General features: G+C 44.2%; 14 protein-coding genes. 2 read left to right on the forward strand and 12 right to left on the reverse strand.

The window, feature by feature from the left end; genetic code table 11:
- Positions 1-287: 287 nt before the first annotated feature.
- Entirely contained in the window at positions 288-1,589 is a 1,302-nt protein-coding gene (locus tag BMW45_RS00130; protein ID WP_092240021.1) for a cation:proton antiporter, read from the forward strand.
- Positions 1,590-1,660: 71 nt separating this feature from the next.
- On the opposite strand, the gene BMW45_RS00135 is transcribed toward BMW45_RS00130, so the two are convergent.
- The 7 genes from BMW45_RS00135 to BMW45_RS27665 all read right to left on the reverse strand — a co-directional run bounded on the left by BMW45_RS00135 (position 1,661) and on the right by BMW45_RS27665 (position 8,227).
- Positions 1,661-2,491 (reverse strand): sugar phosphate isomerase/epimerase family protein, encoded by an 831-nt coding sequence (locus BMW45_RS00135; RefSeq protein WP_092240022.1) that lies wholly within the window; start codon positions 2,489-2,491, stop codon positions 1,661-1,663.
- 14 nt (positions 2,492-2,505) lie between these two features.
- Positions 2,506-4,059: a glycoside hydrolase family 28 protein gene (locus tag BMW45_RS00140; RefSeq protein WP_092240023.1), complete on the reverse strand. Its 1,554-nt coding sequence runs from the start codon at positions 4,057-4,059 to the stop codon at positions 2,506-2,508.
- A 111-nt stretch (positions 4,060-4,170) separates the two neighbouring features.
- Positions 4,171-5,022 (reverse strand): carbohydrate ABC transporter permease, encoded by an 852-nt coding sequence (locus BMW45_RS00145; protein WP_025231843.1) that lies wholly within the window; start codon positions 5,020-5,022, stop codon positions 4,171-4,173.
- Positions 5,023-5,027: 5 nt separating this feature from the next.
- Positions 5,028-5,927 carry a carbohydrate ABC transporter permease gene (locus BMW45_RS00150; RefSeq protein ID WP_025231842.1) on the reverse strand — a complete coding sequence of 300 codons (900 nt, stop codon included), beginning with the start codon at positions 5,925-5,927 and terminating at the stop codon, positions 5,028-5,030.
- A gap of 3 nt (positions 5,928-5,930) precedes the next feature.
- A complete protein-coding gene (locus tag BMW45_RS00155) occupies positions 5,931-6,599 on the reverse strand; it encodes a glycoside hydrolase family 88 protein (RefSeq protein WP_092240024.1) in 669 nt (222 codons plus the stop codon).
- Between the two features lie 96 nt (positions 6,600-6,695).
- Entirely contained in the window at positions 6,696-8,078 is a 1,383-nt protein-coding gene (locus BMW45_RS00160; RefSeq protein ID WP_092240025.1) for an ABC transporter substrate-binding protein, read from the reverse strand.
- Positions 8,075-8,227, reverse strand: coding sequence for a hypothetical protein (locus tag BMW45_RS27665; protein WP_166433251.1), 153 nt, complete (start codon positions 8,225-8,227; stop codon positions 8,075-8,077). The genes BMW45_RS00160 and BMW45_RS27665 overlap by 4 nt, the downstream gene beginning before the upstream one ends.
- A gap of 81 nt (positions 8,228-8,308) precedes the next feature.
- Between BMW45_RS27665 and BMW45_RS00165 the strand changes: the two genes are divergently transcribed.
- Positions 8,309-9,175: a helix-turn-helix transcriptional regulator gene (locus tag BMW45_RS00165; protein WP_092240026.1), complete on the forward strand. Its 867-nt coding sequence runs from the start codon at positions 8,309-8,311 to the stop codon at positions 9,173-9,175.
- Between the two features lie 62 nt (positions 9,176-9,237).
- Here BMW45_RS00165 and BMW45_RS00170 read toward each other — a convergent pair whose 3' ends face one another.
- The 5 genes from BMW45_RS00170 to BMW45_RS00190 all read right to left on the reverse strand — a co-directional run bounded on the left by BMW45_RS00170 (position 9,238) and on the right by BMW45_RS00190 (position 16,192).
- Positions 9,238-10,374, reverse strand: a complete 1,137-nt coding sequence (locus tag BMW45_RS00170; RefSeq protein WP_092240027.1) for a glycoside hydrolase family 88/105 protein — start codon at positions 10,372-10,374, stop codon at positions 9,238-9,240.
- A gap of 197 nt (positions 10,375-10,571) precedes the next feature.
- Complete coding sequence (locus BMW45_RS00175) at positions 10,572-11,165, reverse strand: lactate utilization protein (RefSeq protein WP_092240028.1); 594 nt, start codon at positions 11,163-11,165, stop codon at positions 10,572-10,574.
- A gap of 27 nt (positions 11,166-11,192) precedes the next feature.
- The gene (gene pfkA, locus BMW45_RS00180; protein ID WP_025231836.1) at positions 11,193-12,167 is read right to left on the reverse strand and encodes a 6-phosphofructokinase; all 975 of its coding nucleotides are present in this window, start codon (positions 12,165-12,167) and stop codon (positions 11,193-11,195) included.
- A 65-nt stretch (positions 12,168-12,232) separates the two neighbouring features.
- Positions 12,233-15,715 (reverse strand): DNA polymerase III subunit alpha, encoded by a 3,483-nt coding sequence (locus tag BMW45_RS00185; RefSeq protein ID WP_092240029.1) that lies wholly within the window; start codon positions 15,713-15,715, stop codon positions 12,233-12,235.
- 219 nt (positions 15,716-15,934) lie between these two features.
- Positions 15,935-16,192 carry an HPr family phosphocarrier protein gene (locus tag BMW45_RS00190; protein ID WP_024291282.1) on the reverse strand — a complete coding sequence of 86 codons (258 nt, stop codon included), beginning with the start codon at positions 16,190-16,192 and terminating at the stop codon, positions 15,935-15,937.
- Between the last annotated feature and the right edge of the window lie 17 nt (positions 16,193-16,209).

The raw sequence follows: 16,209 nt of genomic DNA on the forward strand, positions 1-16,209 counted from the left end.
GGAGTAATCTTAGCAAATATTGCACTTATGTTTTTCTTCTTACCACTTTGTTTTTCAGTAGATTTGGTAAATCATGCAGTGCATCTGCTTTCAATAAAAATATCATGCAATGTAATTCTTGTCCTAATGACTATGGTTAAATTTGATATGCTTCACCTTCGTGACACGCGAAATTATTTAAAACTTCTTTATCTTTTTAGTTGTATGGTTACATCATCATATTGGACTTTAACGTGCGTGTTTTTAACCGCATTTGAAAATATAGGATTATAGAGGAGGATTTATCCATGGATCATCTTTTTAGTCATTTAAATGACACAACAATTATTCTTTTATCTTTATCAGTAATATTGCTGGCCGGATTTCTGCTTACACGTATTACAAAGCTGGCTAAACTGCCTAATGTAACTGGTTATATTATTGCCGGAGTTGTGATAGGACCATATGTTTTGAACTTGATTCCACATGAAATGGTTGAACATATGGGGTTTATCAGTGACATTGCTTTGGCCTTTATCGCGTTTGGTGTTGGGCGTTTTTTTAAAAAAGAGGCTTTTAAAGAAACTGGATTGGGAGTTATCGTGATTACTTTAATGGAATCTTTATTGGCCGGAATATTAGTAACGTTATCCATGCACTACATATTCCATTTAAGCTGGAGCTTTTGTCTGCTCTTGGGAGCGATTGCAACGGCAACAGCCCCAGCAAGCACTATGATTACAATCCGGCAATATCATGCGCGTGGGAATTTTGTAAATATATTATTACAGGTAGCTGCACTCGATGACGCTGTGTGTCTTATCGCTTTCAGCTTAGCCTCAGCTTTTGTCAATACGGAAGCCGGAGCAGGTGTTTCTGCTTTTGAAATCATATTGCCCATCATTTATAATATTGGTGCATTGGTAATCGGTTTTATAAGCGGAGCTTTATTAAGCCGGCTGATGACTCCGGGACGGAGTGAGGATAACAGGCTGATATTAACAATTTCACTTCTTCTTGGAATTGCGGGTCTATGCGCCTCCGTAGATATTTCACCTTTACTTTCTTGTATGCTTTTTGGCACAACTTATATCAATATGACGAAAGACAAAGAATTATACAGGCAAGTTGAAAGGTTTACTCCGCCTATTTTGTCTATGTTCTTTGTTGTATCAGGAATGAGTTTAAATATTCGCTCGTTTGGTACTCTGGGGATAATTGGAGCATCTTATTTTGTAATACGGATTGTGGGAAAATACCTTGGTGCTTTTGGAGGTTGTATGATAGCTAAAACAACAGCAGCAGTACGAAACTATTTAGGGTTAGCCTTGATCCCACAAGCCGGTGTTGCCATTGGCCTTGCTTTCATGGGGAAAAGAGTTTTGCCCGATCGTATGGGAAATATGTTGCTTACGATAATATTATCCTCTTCGGTTTTGTATGAGTTAATTGGACCAGTCTGTGCTAAAATCGCTCTAATTCATTCTGGATCTATAAAAAAAGATAAAGTTGAAACTTGTAACGATAAAACTGAGCCAACAACCGATAGAACACAAGAGGGTCAAAATGTTAAACTGGACGTAGTTATGCAAAATAATACGTTCATTTAATCAGCAGAGCATGCAAAACGGTGAGGACAAAAGCCTCACCGTTCTCATCTGCTGTATTTTAAGTTATCTTCTTAACCACCATAATTCTCAAGAAATTTCCTTGACCATTCTGCATTATCCGGCCTGCTGTCCTCAATGGTCATCTGGATATACGGCTTTTCCTTTTTTACAAAATCCAGGATCGCATCGTATTTCATAACACCGGTTCCCGGAGCGCCGGATATGATGCGGCCGTCTTCCACTACAAAGTCTTTCATATGAAGAACATCTGTATAGCAGCCTAAATCCTCAATGGCTTCCCTTATTACCTGCTCGTAATTACCGCTGTTTTCTACTGTCAAAAGATTAACCGGATCCAGGATAATTCTTAAATTAGGCGAACCAATGGCATTAATCACCTTTAGTGCCTGTTTGGAATTGTATACAATATGGCTCCACACCGGTTCGATTGCCAGAATCACACCGAATTTTTCCGCACACTCCACAACCGGACGCAAATTGGTGATAAAAGTCTGTAGGGCTTCCTCTGTGTGGCAGGCCGGTTCATAACAATATTCCTTATTCGGTGCGCCAGTCTCGGTTCCGACAACGCTGCAGCCTAAAATAGAAGCAAAACGCAGATGGGCGAAATAACGCTCCTGGATTTTTTTGATTTCTTCCGGATCTGGATGAGCCAGATTTAAATAGCAGCCCAAAACTGCGATATCCACATCATGTTCTGCGAATTTTTTACGCAAATATGAAGCATAGCCTGGCGTCAGTGCGGAATTCTCCACGGAATGTTCCTGCACAGTTTTTGCCAGGGCCAAATGGGCACAGGTAAATCCCTGTTCGTGGGCAATCTTCACCCGTTCCTCCAGGGTTCCAGGTGCGACATCATGTAACCGGATTCCGATCTGCATAATAAACTCCTCCTTTATCTCACTTCGTAATGATTGATGCTGCTTAACTCAAAGGCTTCCCCTTCCTGGCCGGAAATCTTCACATGATCACAGATAAGGGTGTCTACGTTACTGATGAGAAATCCTTTTTTCCTGCACTCTCCTACTCCGGACAGCATGGCGGGGGCTCCTGTCTTTGCCTCGTCCGCAAAGGAAATATCAACATTTTTAAATTCAATGCGTTCAATTTTTTTCTCCGGCAGCCCATAGAGAAAGGAAGCCGCCACATGGCAGTTTTCCGCCTTGATGTTGGTAAAGTACAGCCTCTTGATCTCTGGGGTCCGTTCATCAACAGGAAGGGCCTCTCTGCACTGCACATAATCAGACTTTCCATCGGGATCACAGAAATAAAAGCTATTTACAACAAATGGTGTCATGACATGATCCATGTGTATTTGGTCAAAATAAATTTCAGAAAGCACAGAGTCCTTTCCCCGGCCTCTTCTTGTCTTGATCCGCAGGCCTCTGTCCGTTTTGGAAAACAGGCAGCGCTCCACTCGGATATTCTTAACGCCTGCACCCACTTCGCTTCCCACAGTCACCCCCCCGTGGCCATCTTCCATCAGGCACTGGCGGATCACGATGTTTTCAGAAGGCGTTTGATACCTGCGGCCCATGTAGATTTTTCCAGACTTGATTGCTATGCAGTCATCGCCTAAAGAAAAGTGAAGGCCCAGTATTTCCACGTTCTTGCAGGATTCCGGGTCCAGACCATCCGTATTGGGAGAATCTGCCGGATTATGAACATCCAGATTGAGGAATTTTAAGTCCTTACTGAAATATGGATGAAGCACCCAGGCAGGACTGTTTTTTAAGGAAAAGCCCTGAAGGGTAACGTTTTTACACCTTTCTAAAAATACCATGCGCGGACGGAATGCCACCTTCATCTGACGGACATTATCCCACCAGTTATCAAAGGAAGCCTGACCATTGATGAGGCCGCTGCCATAGACCACCGCATCTTCTACATCGATACCGGTTATGATTCCTGCAAACATTGGGAGAGGATTACCTTCCCAGGTCCCCAGATTGTAATCCTCTTTTTCATCATAGCTCTCGATCATTCCAGGAAATCTGGGATATTTACTCCGGTCCGTATCTGCCAGAAGTTCCGCTCCCTCCGCCAGCTCAAGCCTTAAATGGCTCTTTAGAAACAGGCTGGTAATACGGTATTTTCCTTTTGGAATCAATACCCGGCTGTCCTTCGGACAGGCCATGATAGCCGCCTGGATAAAGGAGGTATCATCCTGGATTCCATCGCCCCTGGCTCCCATATCTTTTACATTTAATGTTACAAATTCATAGTCGGTATGGAAACTGGCTTCCGCCCTTTCCCCATTTCTTTCCAGAGAAATATTATAATCCATATCAGGTTTTAAGTCAAACAACGTAAAGACAACCCGTTTCGTTTCTCCATAAACATTTCCGTTTACCAGAATCTTTCCCGGTGTTTCAAATTCATAAATCTGCTCCGTCACAGTCTCCAGGGTTACGGACCGTGCCGTTTTAAAGACAATTTTTAATTCCATTCTAACTTCACCTCTACTTTTTCCTATGTCAATCGGATGTTCGCAATCCGCGATCCTACTTGATGATGTTAAAAAGGGCGCGGAAATTACTTACCACGCCCGTGCTTTTCATTATCCTTTCACGCCTCCTGCTGCGATACCGTCAATAAAGGCATCCTGGGCACAGAAGAATACGATCAGGGAAGGAATAATGGAGATTAAAGACATCGCCAGAATCCGGTTCCACTGGAATCCTACATCACCGTCCATGGACATGCGCAAATAAATGGAATTCGTATATTTGGGCATATCGGAAACGTAAATAAGCGGTCCCATAAAGTCGTTGGACGTCCACATGAACTGAAACAATGCAACGGATACCAGCGATGGCTTTAACATGGGAACAATCACATGCCATAAGGTTTTAATGGAACTGCAGCCATCAATTTTGGCAGCTTCCTCCAGTTCCTTTGGCACACCTCTTAAAAACTGTATCAGCATGAATAAGAAATAGGTATCTCCTGCAAACAGTGAGGGAACCACTAACGGTAAATAGGAGTTGGTCCAGCCCCATTTATTGAACATGATATACTGGGGTGCATTTAACACTACCTGAGGCAGAAACAGGGTGGAAATCATAAGAGAGAACAGGATTCCCTTTCCCTTAAATTCAAACCGGCCGAAACCATAAGCCGTGATCGTGGCTGATACAACGGTGAAAAGAACCTTTGGCACAACAATCTTGTATGTATTGAGCATGGATTTGATCAGATTGATCTTTCCACCGTAATCTACAAATGCATTGGCATAACCATCGGTCACAGGCTTTTTGGGCCAAAACCATGCGCTGGTAAAAATCTCCGAGTTTGTCTTAAAAGTAGCCCCCACCATCCAGATCAGGGGGTATACCATAATAAATCCGACAAGAATCAATAATGCATAACGGATCGCTGCACTGATCTTTCTCTTAGTCTCTTTCGTCATGTCATTTACCTCCCATCCTCATCTGAATAATAAACCCACTTTTTCTGGCTTACAAACGCTACTACCGTAAAGGTCATAACAATGAGGAACAGGATCCAGGCCTGTGCACTTGCCATACCCATCTTATGCCGTAAGAATGCGTTGTTATAAATCAGGATCGAGATCAAAGTAGTCGCACCGTTAGGTCCTCCCTTTGTTACAAGGAATGGCCCATTGAATTCCTGGAACGCCTGGCATAACTGAGTGATCAGGTTGTAGAAAATAACCGGTGTAATTAAAGGAACCGTAATTTTAAAGAACTGTGTCCACTTTCCTGCCCCGTCAATGGAAGCTGCTTCGTATAAGTCTTCAGAGACACCCTTTAAGGCTGCGAGGAAGATTACCATGGCAGAACCAAACTGCCAGACCCTTAAAAGTACAATCACGGTCAGGGCACCGCCTCCGCTTGCCATCCAGTTGATCTTTTCAACACCAAATACGCCAAGAACTGTATTAATCAGGCCGTCTGTATTGAATACGGCTCTCCATAAAATTGCAATGGCAATGGATCCTCCCAGAATAGACGGAACATAATACGCAGTCCGGAAGAAATTAACTCCTTTTAATTTAAAGTTCAGGATATATGCGATGAACAATGCGAACATCAGCTTTAAGGGAACATCAAAAATTGCATATTTAAATGTAACATAAAACGCTTTTTTAATGTCGGAATCTGTGAAAATCTTATTATAGTTCATCATACCTGTCTTCGAAATGCCGTTAAACAAATCATAGTTTGTAAAGCTATAGTATAGGGAAGAGGCGAACGGATAAACTTTGAAAAGTATAAATCCGACCAGCCATGGTAAGATGAAAAAGAATCCTGCATTGTCTGCCAGAACCTTACGGATACCTTTTGACTTCATACTTTATTCCTCCTGTTTTTTTAATATAGTATGTTGCGCTTTAAGCATTTCCTGTAGGCCTGCGCATGTATCTTTATCGTTACTTTCGATCGTTTTCCATATTAATTCCCCGAAATCACTGTATTTCTCTCTTTGAAGCACGCCCATATTGCATGCTCTCAAGATGGAATAACCGATTTCCAGGGCTTCAGAAGAATCCGGGAGTTCCTTTATTTTTTCCTTGACTGCGGTTTTAAATAAATCCCTTAATTCCCTATAATATTCATAGATTTCTTCTGACATCTGACCAATTGTTTCTATAAGAGCTATCAGATCACTTCCTGCAAGCCTTTCTTCCCCCCGGAACAAAGCTGCAATCTCATTATAATGTTCTTTTCTTTTATACCTTGTCTCGTATGCTGTTACAAAGGGCATAAAATCTAAGGTCCAATCATTCTGCCCGATGAATGACTTTATCGTCTGTCTGTATTTCTCATTCCCTGTCTGATCCAAAGCAAAAAAGCAGGCCAGGCTATCCTGTATCGGCAGACCTTCTGCCAATCCTTCCGGAGCTTCCAGCCCGCTTAGATAAGTCATTACAGCATCCTTATAGACCTCTTCGCCGGTAGCTTCATACATCTGTATTGCCCCCGTCAGCTGGTATGGTTTTATTCTCTTAATTCTGCATTCCATAACTTTTGTCTGCCCTTTTCTTTATGGGAGCCGCCATAAAATTATGGCGGCTCGTATGAAATATGTATCACTTATTCAAACTGTCAGAATTCTTAATTAACTCTCAAGAGTCTCTGTAATGCCCTTAATCAGTTCACTTGCTGCCTGCTTGGAATCAATTTCCCTTGTGCTTAACTTACCAAATACTTTATAGTAAACGCCATCTGGATTTGCTTTTAAATCGTTGTGCTCAAACTTGCTGTCTAAGTTGAACTTGCTGTAATTCATAACCTTTGTATTAGCTTCAATGGTCAGAGGATCGCCAAGTTTGTTCGCCTCAAGAATCTTTAAGCCCTCTGTAGAGCAAGGAATCCCTCTCTCTGTGGAAACGAGCTTAACGCCTTCCTCATCATTTAACAAGAAGTTGATTAACATTGCTGCTTCCTTTGGATGCTTGGAATTACCTGCAACTGCATATGCCATGGAAATCTTTGTAAAGCCTCCGTTGTTATCGCCCATCTTAACGAAATCACCAACTACGAACTTTTGACCAGGCTTGTTTACGCTGCCTTCCAGTGCTGCCATGAATTTAGAAGCAGAGGAATCCCACTCAAAGATACCTGCATACTTGCCATCGATCCATTTTGCATTCTTGTCAAGAGAGTCAGCCATATCACCCTGAATGGTTGCCAATGTCGGAATGACATGCTTCGTTTCCAGTTCGGTAATGAAATCCATTCCGTCCTTAACTTCATCTTCCGTATAATTGACCTCTCCGCCTTCAACCCAGTTTTTACCGTACTTGGATTCCAGATAATAAACCATTAAAATCATACGATCATATTCGCCAAGGGCTAAAGGATACATATCTGGATCTTTTGCTTTAAATGCTGCACCTGCTGCATACAGGGAATCCAGATCAGTAGGAATGTCACAGCCTACTTCTTCAAATGCAGTTTTATTCCAATAAAATACACGTCCTGTTAAAGAAATCGGAACAGCCATTAACTTATTGTCAACCTTACAGAGGTCAAGGCTTTCCGGTGTAAACTGTTTTAAATCAAGAACATCGGAGTAATCCTCCAGATTGGCAAATGCTGTTCCGCCCTGGCTATAGGATTCGATCCAGTTCCAGTTGATCTGCATAACATCAGCAGCATTTCCGCCTAAAATATTTAAAGACTGCTTCTCTTCCCAGCCGGTCCATGCGCCATACTCAGGGGTCACCTTGATGTTTGGATATTTCGCTTCAAATGCCTTAATCGCTTCTTCTGTTGCAGCATGTCTGGTATCGCCGCCCCACCAGGAAAACTTAAGCTCTACCGGCTCTCCTGAAGTAGTTGGCTCCGCCGTTGTCGCTTCATCTGCCGCTGCAGCAGTTGTCTCTGCCGCTGTAGAAGCTGCTGTCTCACTTGTGCTCTTTCCCCCGCCACAGGCGCTTAAGGACACTGTCATAACAGTTGCTAACCCCATCGCAGCCCACTGTTTGATTTTTTTCATAGTTTTCTCTCCTTTTTCTTACCCTCATAATTGAGTTCTTCAAAGCCCTGTGTAAGTGGTTCCACTTTTTCTACATTTTTTGACATGTTTGCGTAAGCGCTTACACTCTGCTTTTTCCTTATTATAACATCCATCTTCTTATATTTCATTTCAAATCTCGCACAAAACATTGCAAATATTGACATCCTATGGTATAACTTTAGTATAATTAGCTAAGGAATTTATGGTTTATGAAAGTACTTACCTCTTTTTCAGATGGAATAGATCAATGCATTGCCTCCCGGTCATTCTCGATTGTACATCTCCACAACGAGTTGGGAGTTTTAAGCATGCACAGCCATCGCTGCCACGAGTTTCACTTTTCCTTAAGCGGAGGCAGCACATTCTTGATCGATAATAAAAATTACCTGATTGAACCGGGGAGCCTGTTCATGATCAGCCAATATGAAAAGCATCATTTGCTGCAGATGGATACCACCAGCCCTCAGGAACGGTTTGTTATATTCATAGACCCCTCCTATCTGGAAAGCATCTCAACGCCGCAGACGGATCTGACCTACTGTTTTACCCACAGACCTGAGAGATTTTCCCACCGTATCGCCTTAAACCATGGACAGCAGCGGCATTTCATGTATTTTTTTAATAAAATAGCCGTGGAAGAGGGATTCGGTCAGGATGTGGTGGAGCGTTCTGCCTTTGCTGAGTATATGGTTTTCATGACAAAATTGGCTGCAGAGGCCTTCCTTGGAAAGGAATCGGTAGAACAGAAACAGTATTTCAGCAGTAAGGTGACCGACATCATCGCCTATATCCACCACAACATCGATTCCCAGCTGAGCATCGGAGATATTGCGGCCCATTTTTATTTAAGTACCTCTTATCTTTGCAGGCTGTTTAAGAAAAGCACCGGTACAACCATCAATTCCTACATAATCTCCCGCCGCATCGAACTGGCCCAGAAACTTCTGTCAGGCGGCTACAGCGTCAATGAGGTTTACAGCATGTGTGGGTTTAACGACTACAGCAATTTTTTTAAAGCTTTCACAAAAAAAGTGGGGATTTCACCGAAGAAATATTCACAGAATAGTTTAAGATAATATGATTTGGGGATTGGAACCCGGTAATCCGGGACCCAATCCCCATTTATATTCCTGTTTCTTTATTGATTGTATACCCAGCCGGTTCTTTTCATCTCCGTATAGGCAAGAAGGAAGGGTCCTACCCCTTTGGCATCATCTTTTACAATGGGCTCGGACATGTAATAATCAAAAGTTCCGTTTCTCCTCTCTTTGCCGCCAAGTCCTGCTACCAGGCAGATTCCTCCAAGGCTTATCCCCCCCTCTTCCAGATGAAGATAGGTATCGCAGATTCCCTCAAAGGCCTTTTTGCCAGAACCGGCATAGGACTCCGGAAGATAACCCAAACGGACTCCCTTTAAAATGGCATAAGAGAAAATGGCGCTTCCGCTGGTTTCCAGATAATTCCGGTCCATGCCGCCTAAGTTTACCACCTGATACCACATACCGCTTTCATCTTGGTATTTTAACATAGAGTCTATCAGGTCACGGAAGGCTTCTTCCATTTCCTTTAAGCTTTCCTCATCCGACGGATCTGACTTGTCCATGGTATCTAAAAGAGCCATGGCGTACCAGCCTAACGCTCTCAGCCAGAAATTCTGGGACAGCCCGGTCACCTTATCACACCAGAACATCTCTCTGGAAGAATCGTACGCATGGTAGTAAAGGCCGGTTTCTGTATCCCTCATGATCCTCATCACATTGGCAAACTGGCTGTAAATATCGCCGCAGTTTTCCTTTTGATTAAACCGGGTTTCGTATTCCATATAAAATGGCTGACACATGTACAGACCGTCAAGCCAAACCTGGTTGGGATAAATATTCTTATGCCAGAAGTTCCCCTCTTTTGTCCGCGGCATCATTCCGATCTGGCTGTAAACCAGATCAATGGCTTTTCTGTATTTTTCCTTTCCTGTCAGGTCATAAAGCTCGAGCAAAGTTTTTCCTGCATTGACATTGTCAATGTTCCGTTCTTCCACATCATATCCGTCAATGGTCCCATCCTCTCTCACCCTGTAATCGATAAATGTGTCCGCAAAATTCAGATATTTTAAATCCCCGGTAATGGCGTACATTTCTAAAATGGATTTGATCATACAGCCGTCTATGTAATTCCATCCGGCCTTCTCCCCCTGAAGCAGCTTCTCAATGTTCCATACCGGACGGTCCGGTGTACTCTTTTCCATCAGTTCATTGATATACCTTTCAATTGCATCCATGTTCTTCTTCTCCTTATTTTCTTCCCTTTTGTCCCCTTAAGCGTTCGTTTTGCTATGGTCATTTTAATACAATATAACCGTAAAAAACCCGGTTGTCAAATTGCATTAAAAAACTGACAATAAAAAAATGGCGGGAAACAGCCGGGAATTTACTAAAAATCCCGTTTGCTCTCGCCAATTCATTATATTTCATTTCATTAAAAACCCAGTGCCTCATCCACAAAGATGATTTCGCACTTCATGCCCATAGGAGCCCGGTCGATCACCGCCGTTATGCGGCAGATCCGTTCAGGGCTGTTGCAGTCATAGCACTTATCTCCTTTTTGGGCGCACGGTGTCTTTGCATGGATTCTTTGGGCATTTTGCGGAGCAGCCACATTCCTGCTTCGGTAAATGGCGTCCTCCAAGTTGGGGGTGATTTTATTTTTGCCCACAACATAATAGCATGTCTGAGGTCCAAAAGCGGTCATAGCGACCCGGTTTCCGGTTCCGTCGATATTAACGATCTGCCCGGTCTCCGATACGGCATTGGCGCTGGTTATATAGATATTGGCGCAGTTTGCCAGGTGCCGCACATCTCTGGAAGGCACCTTGTTGTGCCATACCACGGCATTGTTCTTAAGCAGAGCTTCATATAGACCCATTTCCAAAAGGGTCACGCTTCCGCCGAATCCAATGGTCTGGTTCTTTAAGGCTTCCACAAGATAATCACGTGCTTCTTCTTTTGTAGGAAAAAGCTGTGTGGAAAACCCGTGTTTTTCAAAATTCTGCCTGATCACCGTATATTCCATATTCGCCTCCAGCTGAATCTGACCCAATTATCTCACAAGCATCTTGCTGATCTGATACTGGTCTTCCGGGATGTCCTTTGTCATGCTAAGGGCTTCCTGAATATCGAAATCCTGGAATTCTCCATGCTTATAGCCTACGACACGGTTGCTCTTACCTTCACATAGAAGCTCTACTGCCCTTGCGCCCATAATGGAAGCATAGACACGGTCCTTGCAGGTAGGCGCGCCGCCTCGCTGCATATGTCCCAGGATGGTAGCTCTGGTCTCAATGCCTGTGGCAGCTTCGATTCTCTTAGCCATAGAGGAGGAATGTCCGATTCCCTCTGCATTGATGATGATATGATGCTTTTTGCCCCGCTTTCTGTTCTCAATGATACGGTTAATAAGGGCCTGTTCATCGCCGTCATAGCGCTCCGGTAAAAGAATGTCCTCGGCGCCGTTTGCAAAACCGCACCAAAGGGCAATATAGCCTGCATTACGTCCCATTACCTCGATGATGCTGCAGCGCTCGTGGGAAGTGGATGTATCACGTACCTTATCAATGGCCTCCATGGCTGTGTTGACAGCCGTATCAAAGCCAATGGTGTAATCCGTACAGGCAATATCTAAGTCAATGGTTCCAGGAAGCCCAATGGTATTGATCCCTAGCGCGGAAAGCTTACCGGCTCCCCGGAATGAACCATCTCCTCCGATGACCACAATGCCGTCGATATTATGTTTTCTGCAGATCTCAGCGCCCTTTTTCTGCCCTTCGGCAGTTGTGAACTCCTGACATCTGGCTGTATATAAAACGGTTCCTCCGCGGTGAATAATATCGGATACACTGGTGCTGTTCATATCAACAATTTCTTCCTGCAGAAGGCCTGCGTATCCCCTCATGATTCCCTTTACTTCCAATCCTTTATGGATTGCAGTCCTGACAATTGCGCGGATTGCAGCGTTCATACCTGGTGCATCACCGCCGCTGGTTAATACGCCGATGGTTTTCACTTGTTTTGCCATAGTAGCTTCCTCCTGATTCACGGATATCTGTTATTGTAAGTTTTTCATTGCATACATGTTGTATTCTAATTCATTTTCCCAATCTTTTCAAGTTTTTTTTCTACAAGCTTGACATTTTTTTCACCAAGTTTTTTAACCAGAGCCTTCAGGAGTCCATCTCCCGCGTTCACGTTCCGGTTGGCCGGCAGAACCTTTCTGGCCCGTTCTTTTTCCAGATAGATGATGACTGAATCATCGCCCTCTGATTCCATTAGGTCATTTAAGATTTCCCGTTCTACCACCATATAGGATTCCTTATCAGGGAATTTCAGCCACAGTTCCTTTGGCAGAGCTGAAAATGGAGTTACCCGCTCACAGATCAGTTTTCCCACCGGATCCTCTCCCACTGATACCCTGCCTTGTATGAAGACCTTGGAATCTTCCACAAAAAGCTCCCTCTTGCTCTCATAATCCTTGGGGAATACGATTACTTCCACGGATCCTGCCAGATCCTCCAGGATGAGAAACGCCATCATTTTGTTGTTTCTAGTAGTTTTTACGGTCTTTCCTGTAATCATACCTCCGATGGTCACATAAGAACCGTCGGAAACACCTGCATCTCCAGTTTCCTCGTCCACAACAAAATCTATGGTGGTTGCGGTAATATTAGTTCTCCAGGTGGTTTCGTAAGCTTCCATGGGATGACCGCTTAAATAAATGCCAAGAGTCTCCTTCTCAAATGCCAGAAGATCTTCCTTTATGAATTCTCCCACATCAGGGAACGTTATCTGAAAATGGCTCTTTTCTTCTTCCCCTGCAATATCAAACAGAGTCATCTGGCCTTCCATGGTATTTTTCCGTTCCTTGGCTTTATGCTCCAAAAGCTCCGGTGCAGTCAAAAGCTTTTGCTTTCTTGTACCTGGAAGAGTATCCAATGATCCGGATTTTATGAAATTTTCCAAAGTCCTTTTATTGACCTCTTTATTGCTCATCCGGTCAATAAAATCTTCCATATCGTGAAATATTCCATTTTGTTCCCGTTCCGCAACGATCTGCTCTACCACGGACTTTCCTACGCTCTTAATGGCCGACAAGCCGTAGCGGATAGATCCTCCTGAAACGGAAAACCCGCTTTCTCCCTCGTTAATATCCGGCGGAAGAATGGAGATTCCCATCTGTCTGCAGCTTAAAATATATTCGGATACTTTTGTTACGTTATCCATGACCGAGGTAAGAAGAGCTGCCATGAATTCCTGGGGATAATAATATTTTAAGAAGGCGGTCTGATAAGATACCACCGCATAAGCTGCCGCATGGGACTTATTAAAGGCGTATTTGGCAAAATCGATCATCTCGTCATAGATTTGATTTGCCGTCTTTTCATCGATTCCATTGGAGATACACCCGGTTACTTCCTCTTCTGGATTCCCATAAACAAAATTCTGCCGTTCCTTTTCCATGACAGAAGTCTTCTTCTTTGACATGGCTCTTCGCACTAAGTCGCTGCGGCCCATGGTATATCCGGCAAGGTCCCTTACGATCTGCATTACCTGCTCCTGGTATACGATACAGCCATAAGTAGGACCTAAGATGGGCTCTAACTGGGTGCATTCATAGGTTATGGAGCTTAAGTCGTTTTTCCCCTTTAAATACTTTGGAATAAAGTCCATGGGACCGGGGCGGTAAAGGGATATTCCGGCAATAATATCTTCCAGGCTTCCCGGTTTCAGCTCCTTCATAAAGCTCTTCATACCGGAACTTTCCAGCTGGAACACTCCATCGTCCTTTCCGGTACCAATGGAATCCAGCACTGCCTTGTCATTATAATTGATCCGGTCCATATCAATGGATAATTGCCTGTTTTTCTCTATGCCCTTTACCGCATTCTGAATAACGGTCAGAGTACGCAGCCCAAGGAAGTCCATTTTTAAAAGCCCCAGTTCTTCCAGAGTCGTCATGGTAAACTGTGTGGTAATGGTTCCGTCGGCTGCTCTGGAAAGAGGAACATATTCATCCACAGAAGTCCGGCTGATCACGACTCCGGCAGCATGCATGGACGTATGCCTTGGCAGGCCTTCCAGACGCATGGACATGTCAATGAGGTATTTGACCTCAGGATCTTCCTCGTATGCATTTCTTAAGTCAGGGCTTTGCTTTAAAGCCTTTTCAAGGGTCATGCCAAGGTCTCCCGGGATCATCTTTGCTATGGTGTCGCAACGGGCATAGGGCATATCCAGCACCCTTCCCACATCCCTTACCACACCCTTGGCCGCCAGGGTACCAAAGGTCACGATCTGGACCACCTGGTCCTTTCCATACTTCCGCACCACATAGTCGATAACTTCCTGACGCCGTTCAAAGCAGAAATCCACGTCAATATCAGGCATGGAAATTCGCTCCGGATTCAAGAAACGCTCAAACAGAAGGTTATAGCGGATAGGGTCGATGTTAGTGATCCCCAGACAGTAGGACACGATGCTACCTGCTGCTGATCCCCGTCCCGGCCCCACGATAATATCCTGGGACCTGGCGTAATGAATGAAATCCCATACGATCAGGAAATAATCCACGTACCCCATGGAATGAATGACATCCAGCTCATAATCAAGCCTTTCCTTTAATTCCAAGTCATCCTGGGGATAATGGCGCGCAAAGCCCTCCAGGCATAGCTTGTTTAAATAGGACCAGGAATCATACCCATCCGGCACGTCATACTTTGGCAGTTTGGTTACGCCGAACTCAATCTCCACGTTACAGCGCTCTGCAATCTTGTAAGTGTTGTCAATGGCTTCTCCCGCATAGGAGAAGAGCGTACGCATCTCCTCTTCCGATTTGCAGTAATACTGGCCCCCCTCGTAGCGCATGCGGTTCTCATCCGCCACCTTTTTTCCGGTCTGAATACACAGCAGGATATCATGAGGTGTGGCATCCTCTGCATAGGTATAGTGGATATCATTGGTGGCCACCAAATCGATCCCGGTTTCCTGACTCATCCGTAAAAGGTTCTGGTTTACCGTATTCTGAGCCGGTATTCCGTGATCCTGAAGCTCCAGAAAGAAATTCCCCTTCCCGAATATCTCCTGATAGCGAAGGGCCGCTTCCCTTCCCTTCTCATACTGTCCGCGGCCGACCAGCCTCTGTACCTCTCCTGCCAGACAGGCACTTAATGCAATGATCCCTTCACTGTATTCCTTTAAAATCTCATAATCCACTCTTGGTTTATAGTAAAATCCATCTACAAAGCCCTTTGAGACAATCTTCATTAAGTTCTGGTAGCCCTGGTTATTCTCCGCCAATAAGACCAGATGATAGTAACGGTCCTCCCCGCCCACGGTTTCCCTGTCAAACCTTGATCCAGAGGTCACATATACCTCACACCCGATGATGGGCTTGATTCCAGCCTCTCTGGCCGCCCTGTAAAAATCAATGACGCCATACATCACCCCATGATCAGTGATGGCCATGCTGTCCATTCCAAGCTCCTTTGCCCTGGCCACAAGCTCTTTTATCTTACAGGAGCCGTCCAACAGACTGTATTCCGTATGGACGTGTAAATGTGTAAATGCCATTTGTACCTCCCTTCTTCTTTACCTATGTATGAATAAGGCCGCAGTGAGAGCCTGAGAGTCCTGTTTCACACTGCTCATTGCTTTTGTAAATAGTATACCATAAAGAAACATGCTGGAAAACCTTTTGTACCAGATTATATCTGAATTGTAACGCACGCACAAGAGGCGGAGCCTCCAATATCAGAGCCTCCGCCTGGAACATACAGTATTCTTTAAATATTACTCGTGATTGCTTAAGTATTTTTCGATTTCGGCAATCGCCTGCTCCTCATCCGTACCGTCCGCAGTGATCGTAATCTGTTCTCCCGCTGCAAGTCCCAGAGTCATCATGCCCATAATACTCTTTGCATTTACTCTCTTGGATTCGATTTCAACATAAATGTTGCTTTCATACTGGCTTGCAACCTGAACCAGCATAGCAACTGGTCTTGCCTCTAAGCCTGATGCAAGTTCAACGGTGACTGTTTTTCTTACCATAATTATCCTCCTCAATC

The sequence above is a fragment of the Lacrimispora sphenoides genome (assembly GCF_900105215.1).
In the GTDB taxonomy this organism is placed as follows: domain Bacteria; phylum Bacillota; class Clostridia; order Lachnospirales; family Lachnospiraceae; genus Lacrimispora; species Lacrimispora sphenoides_A.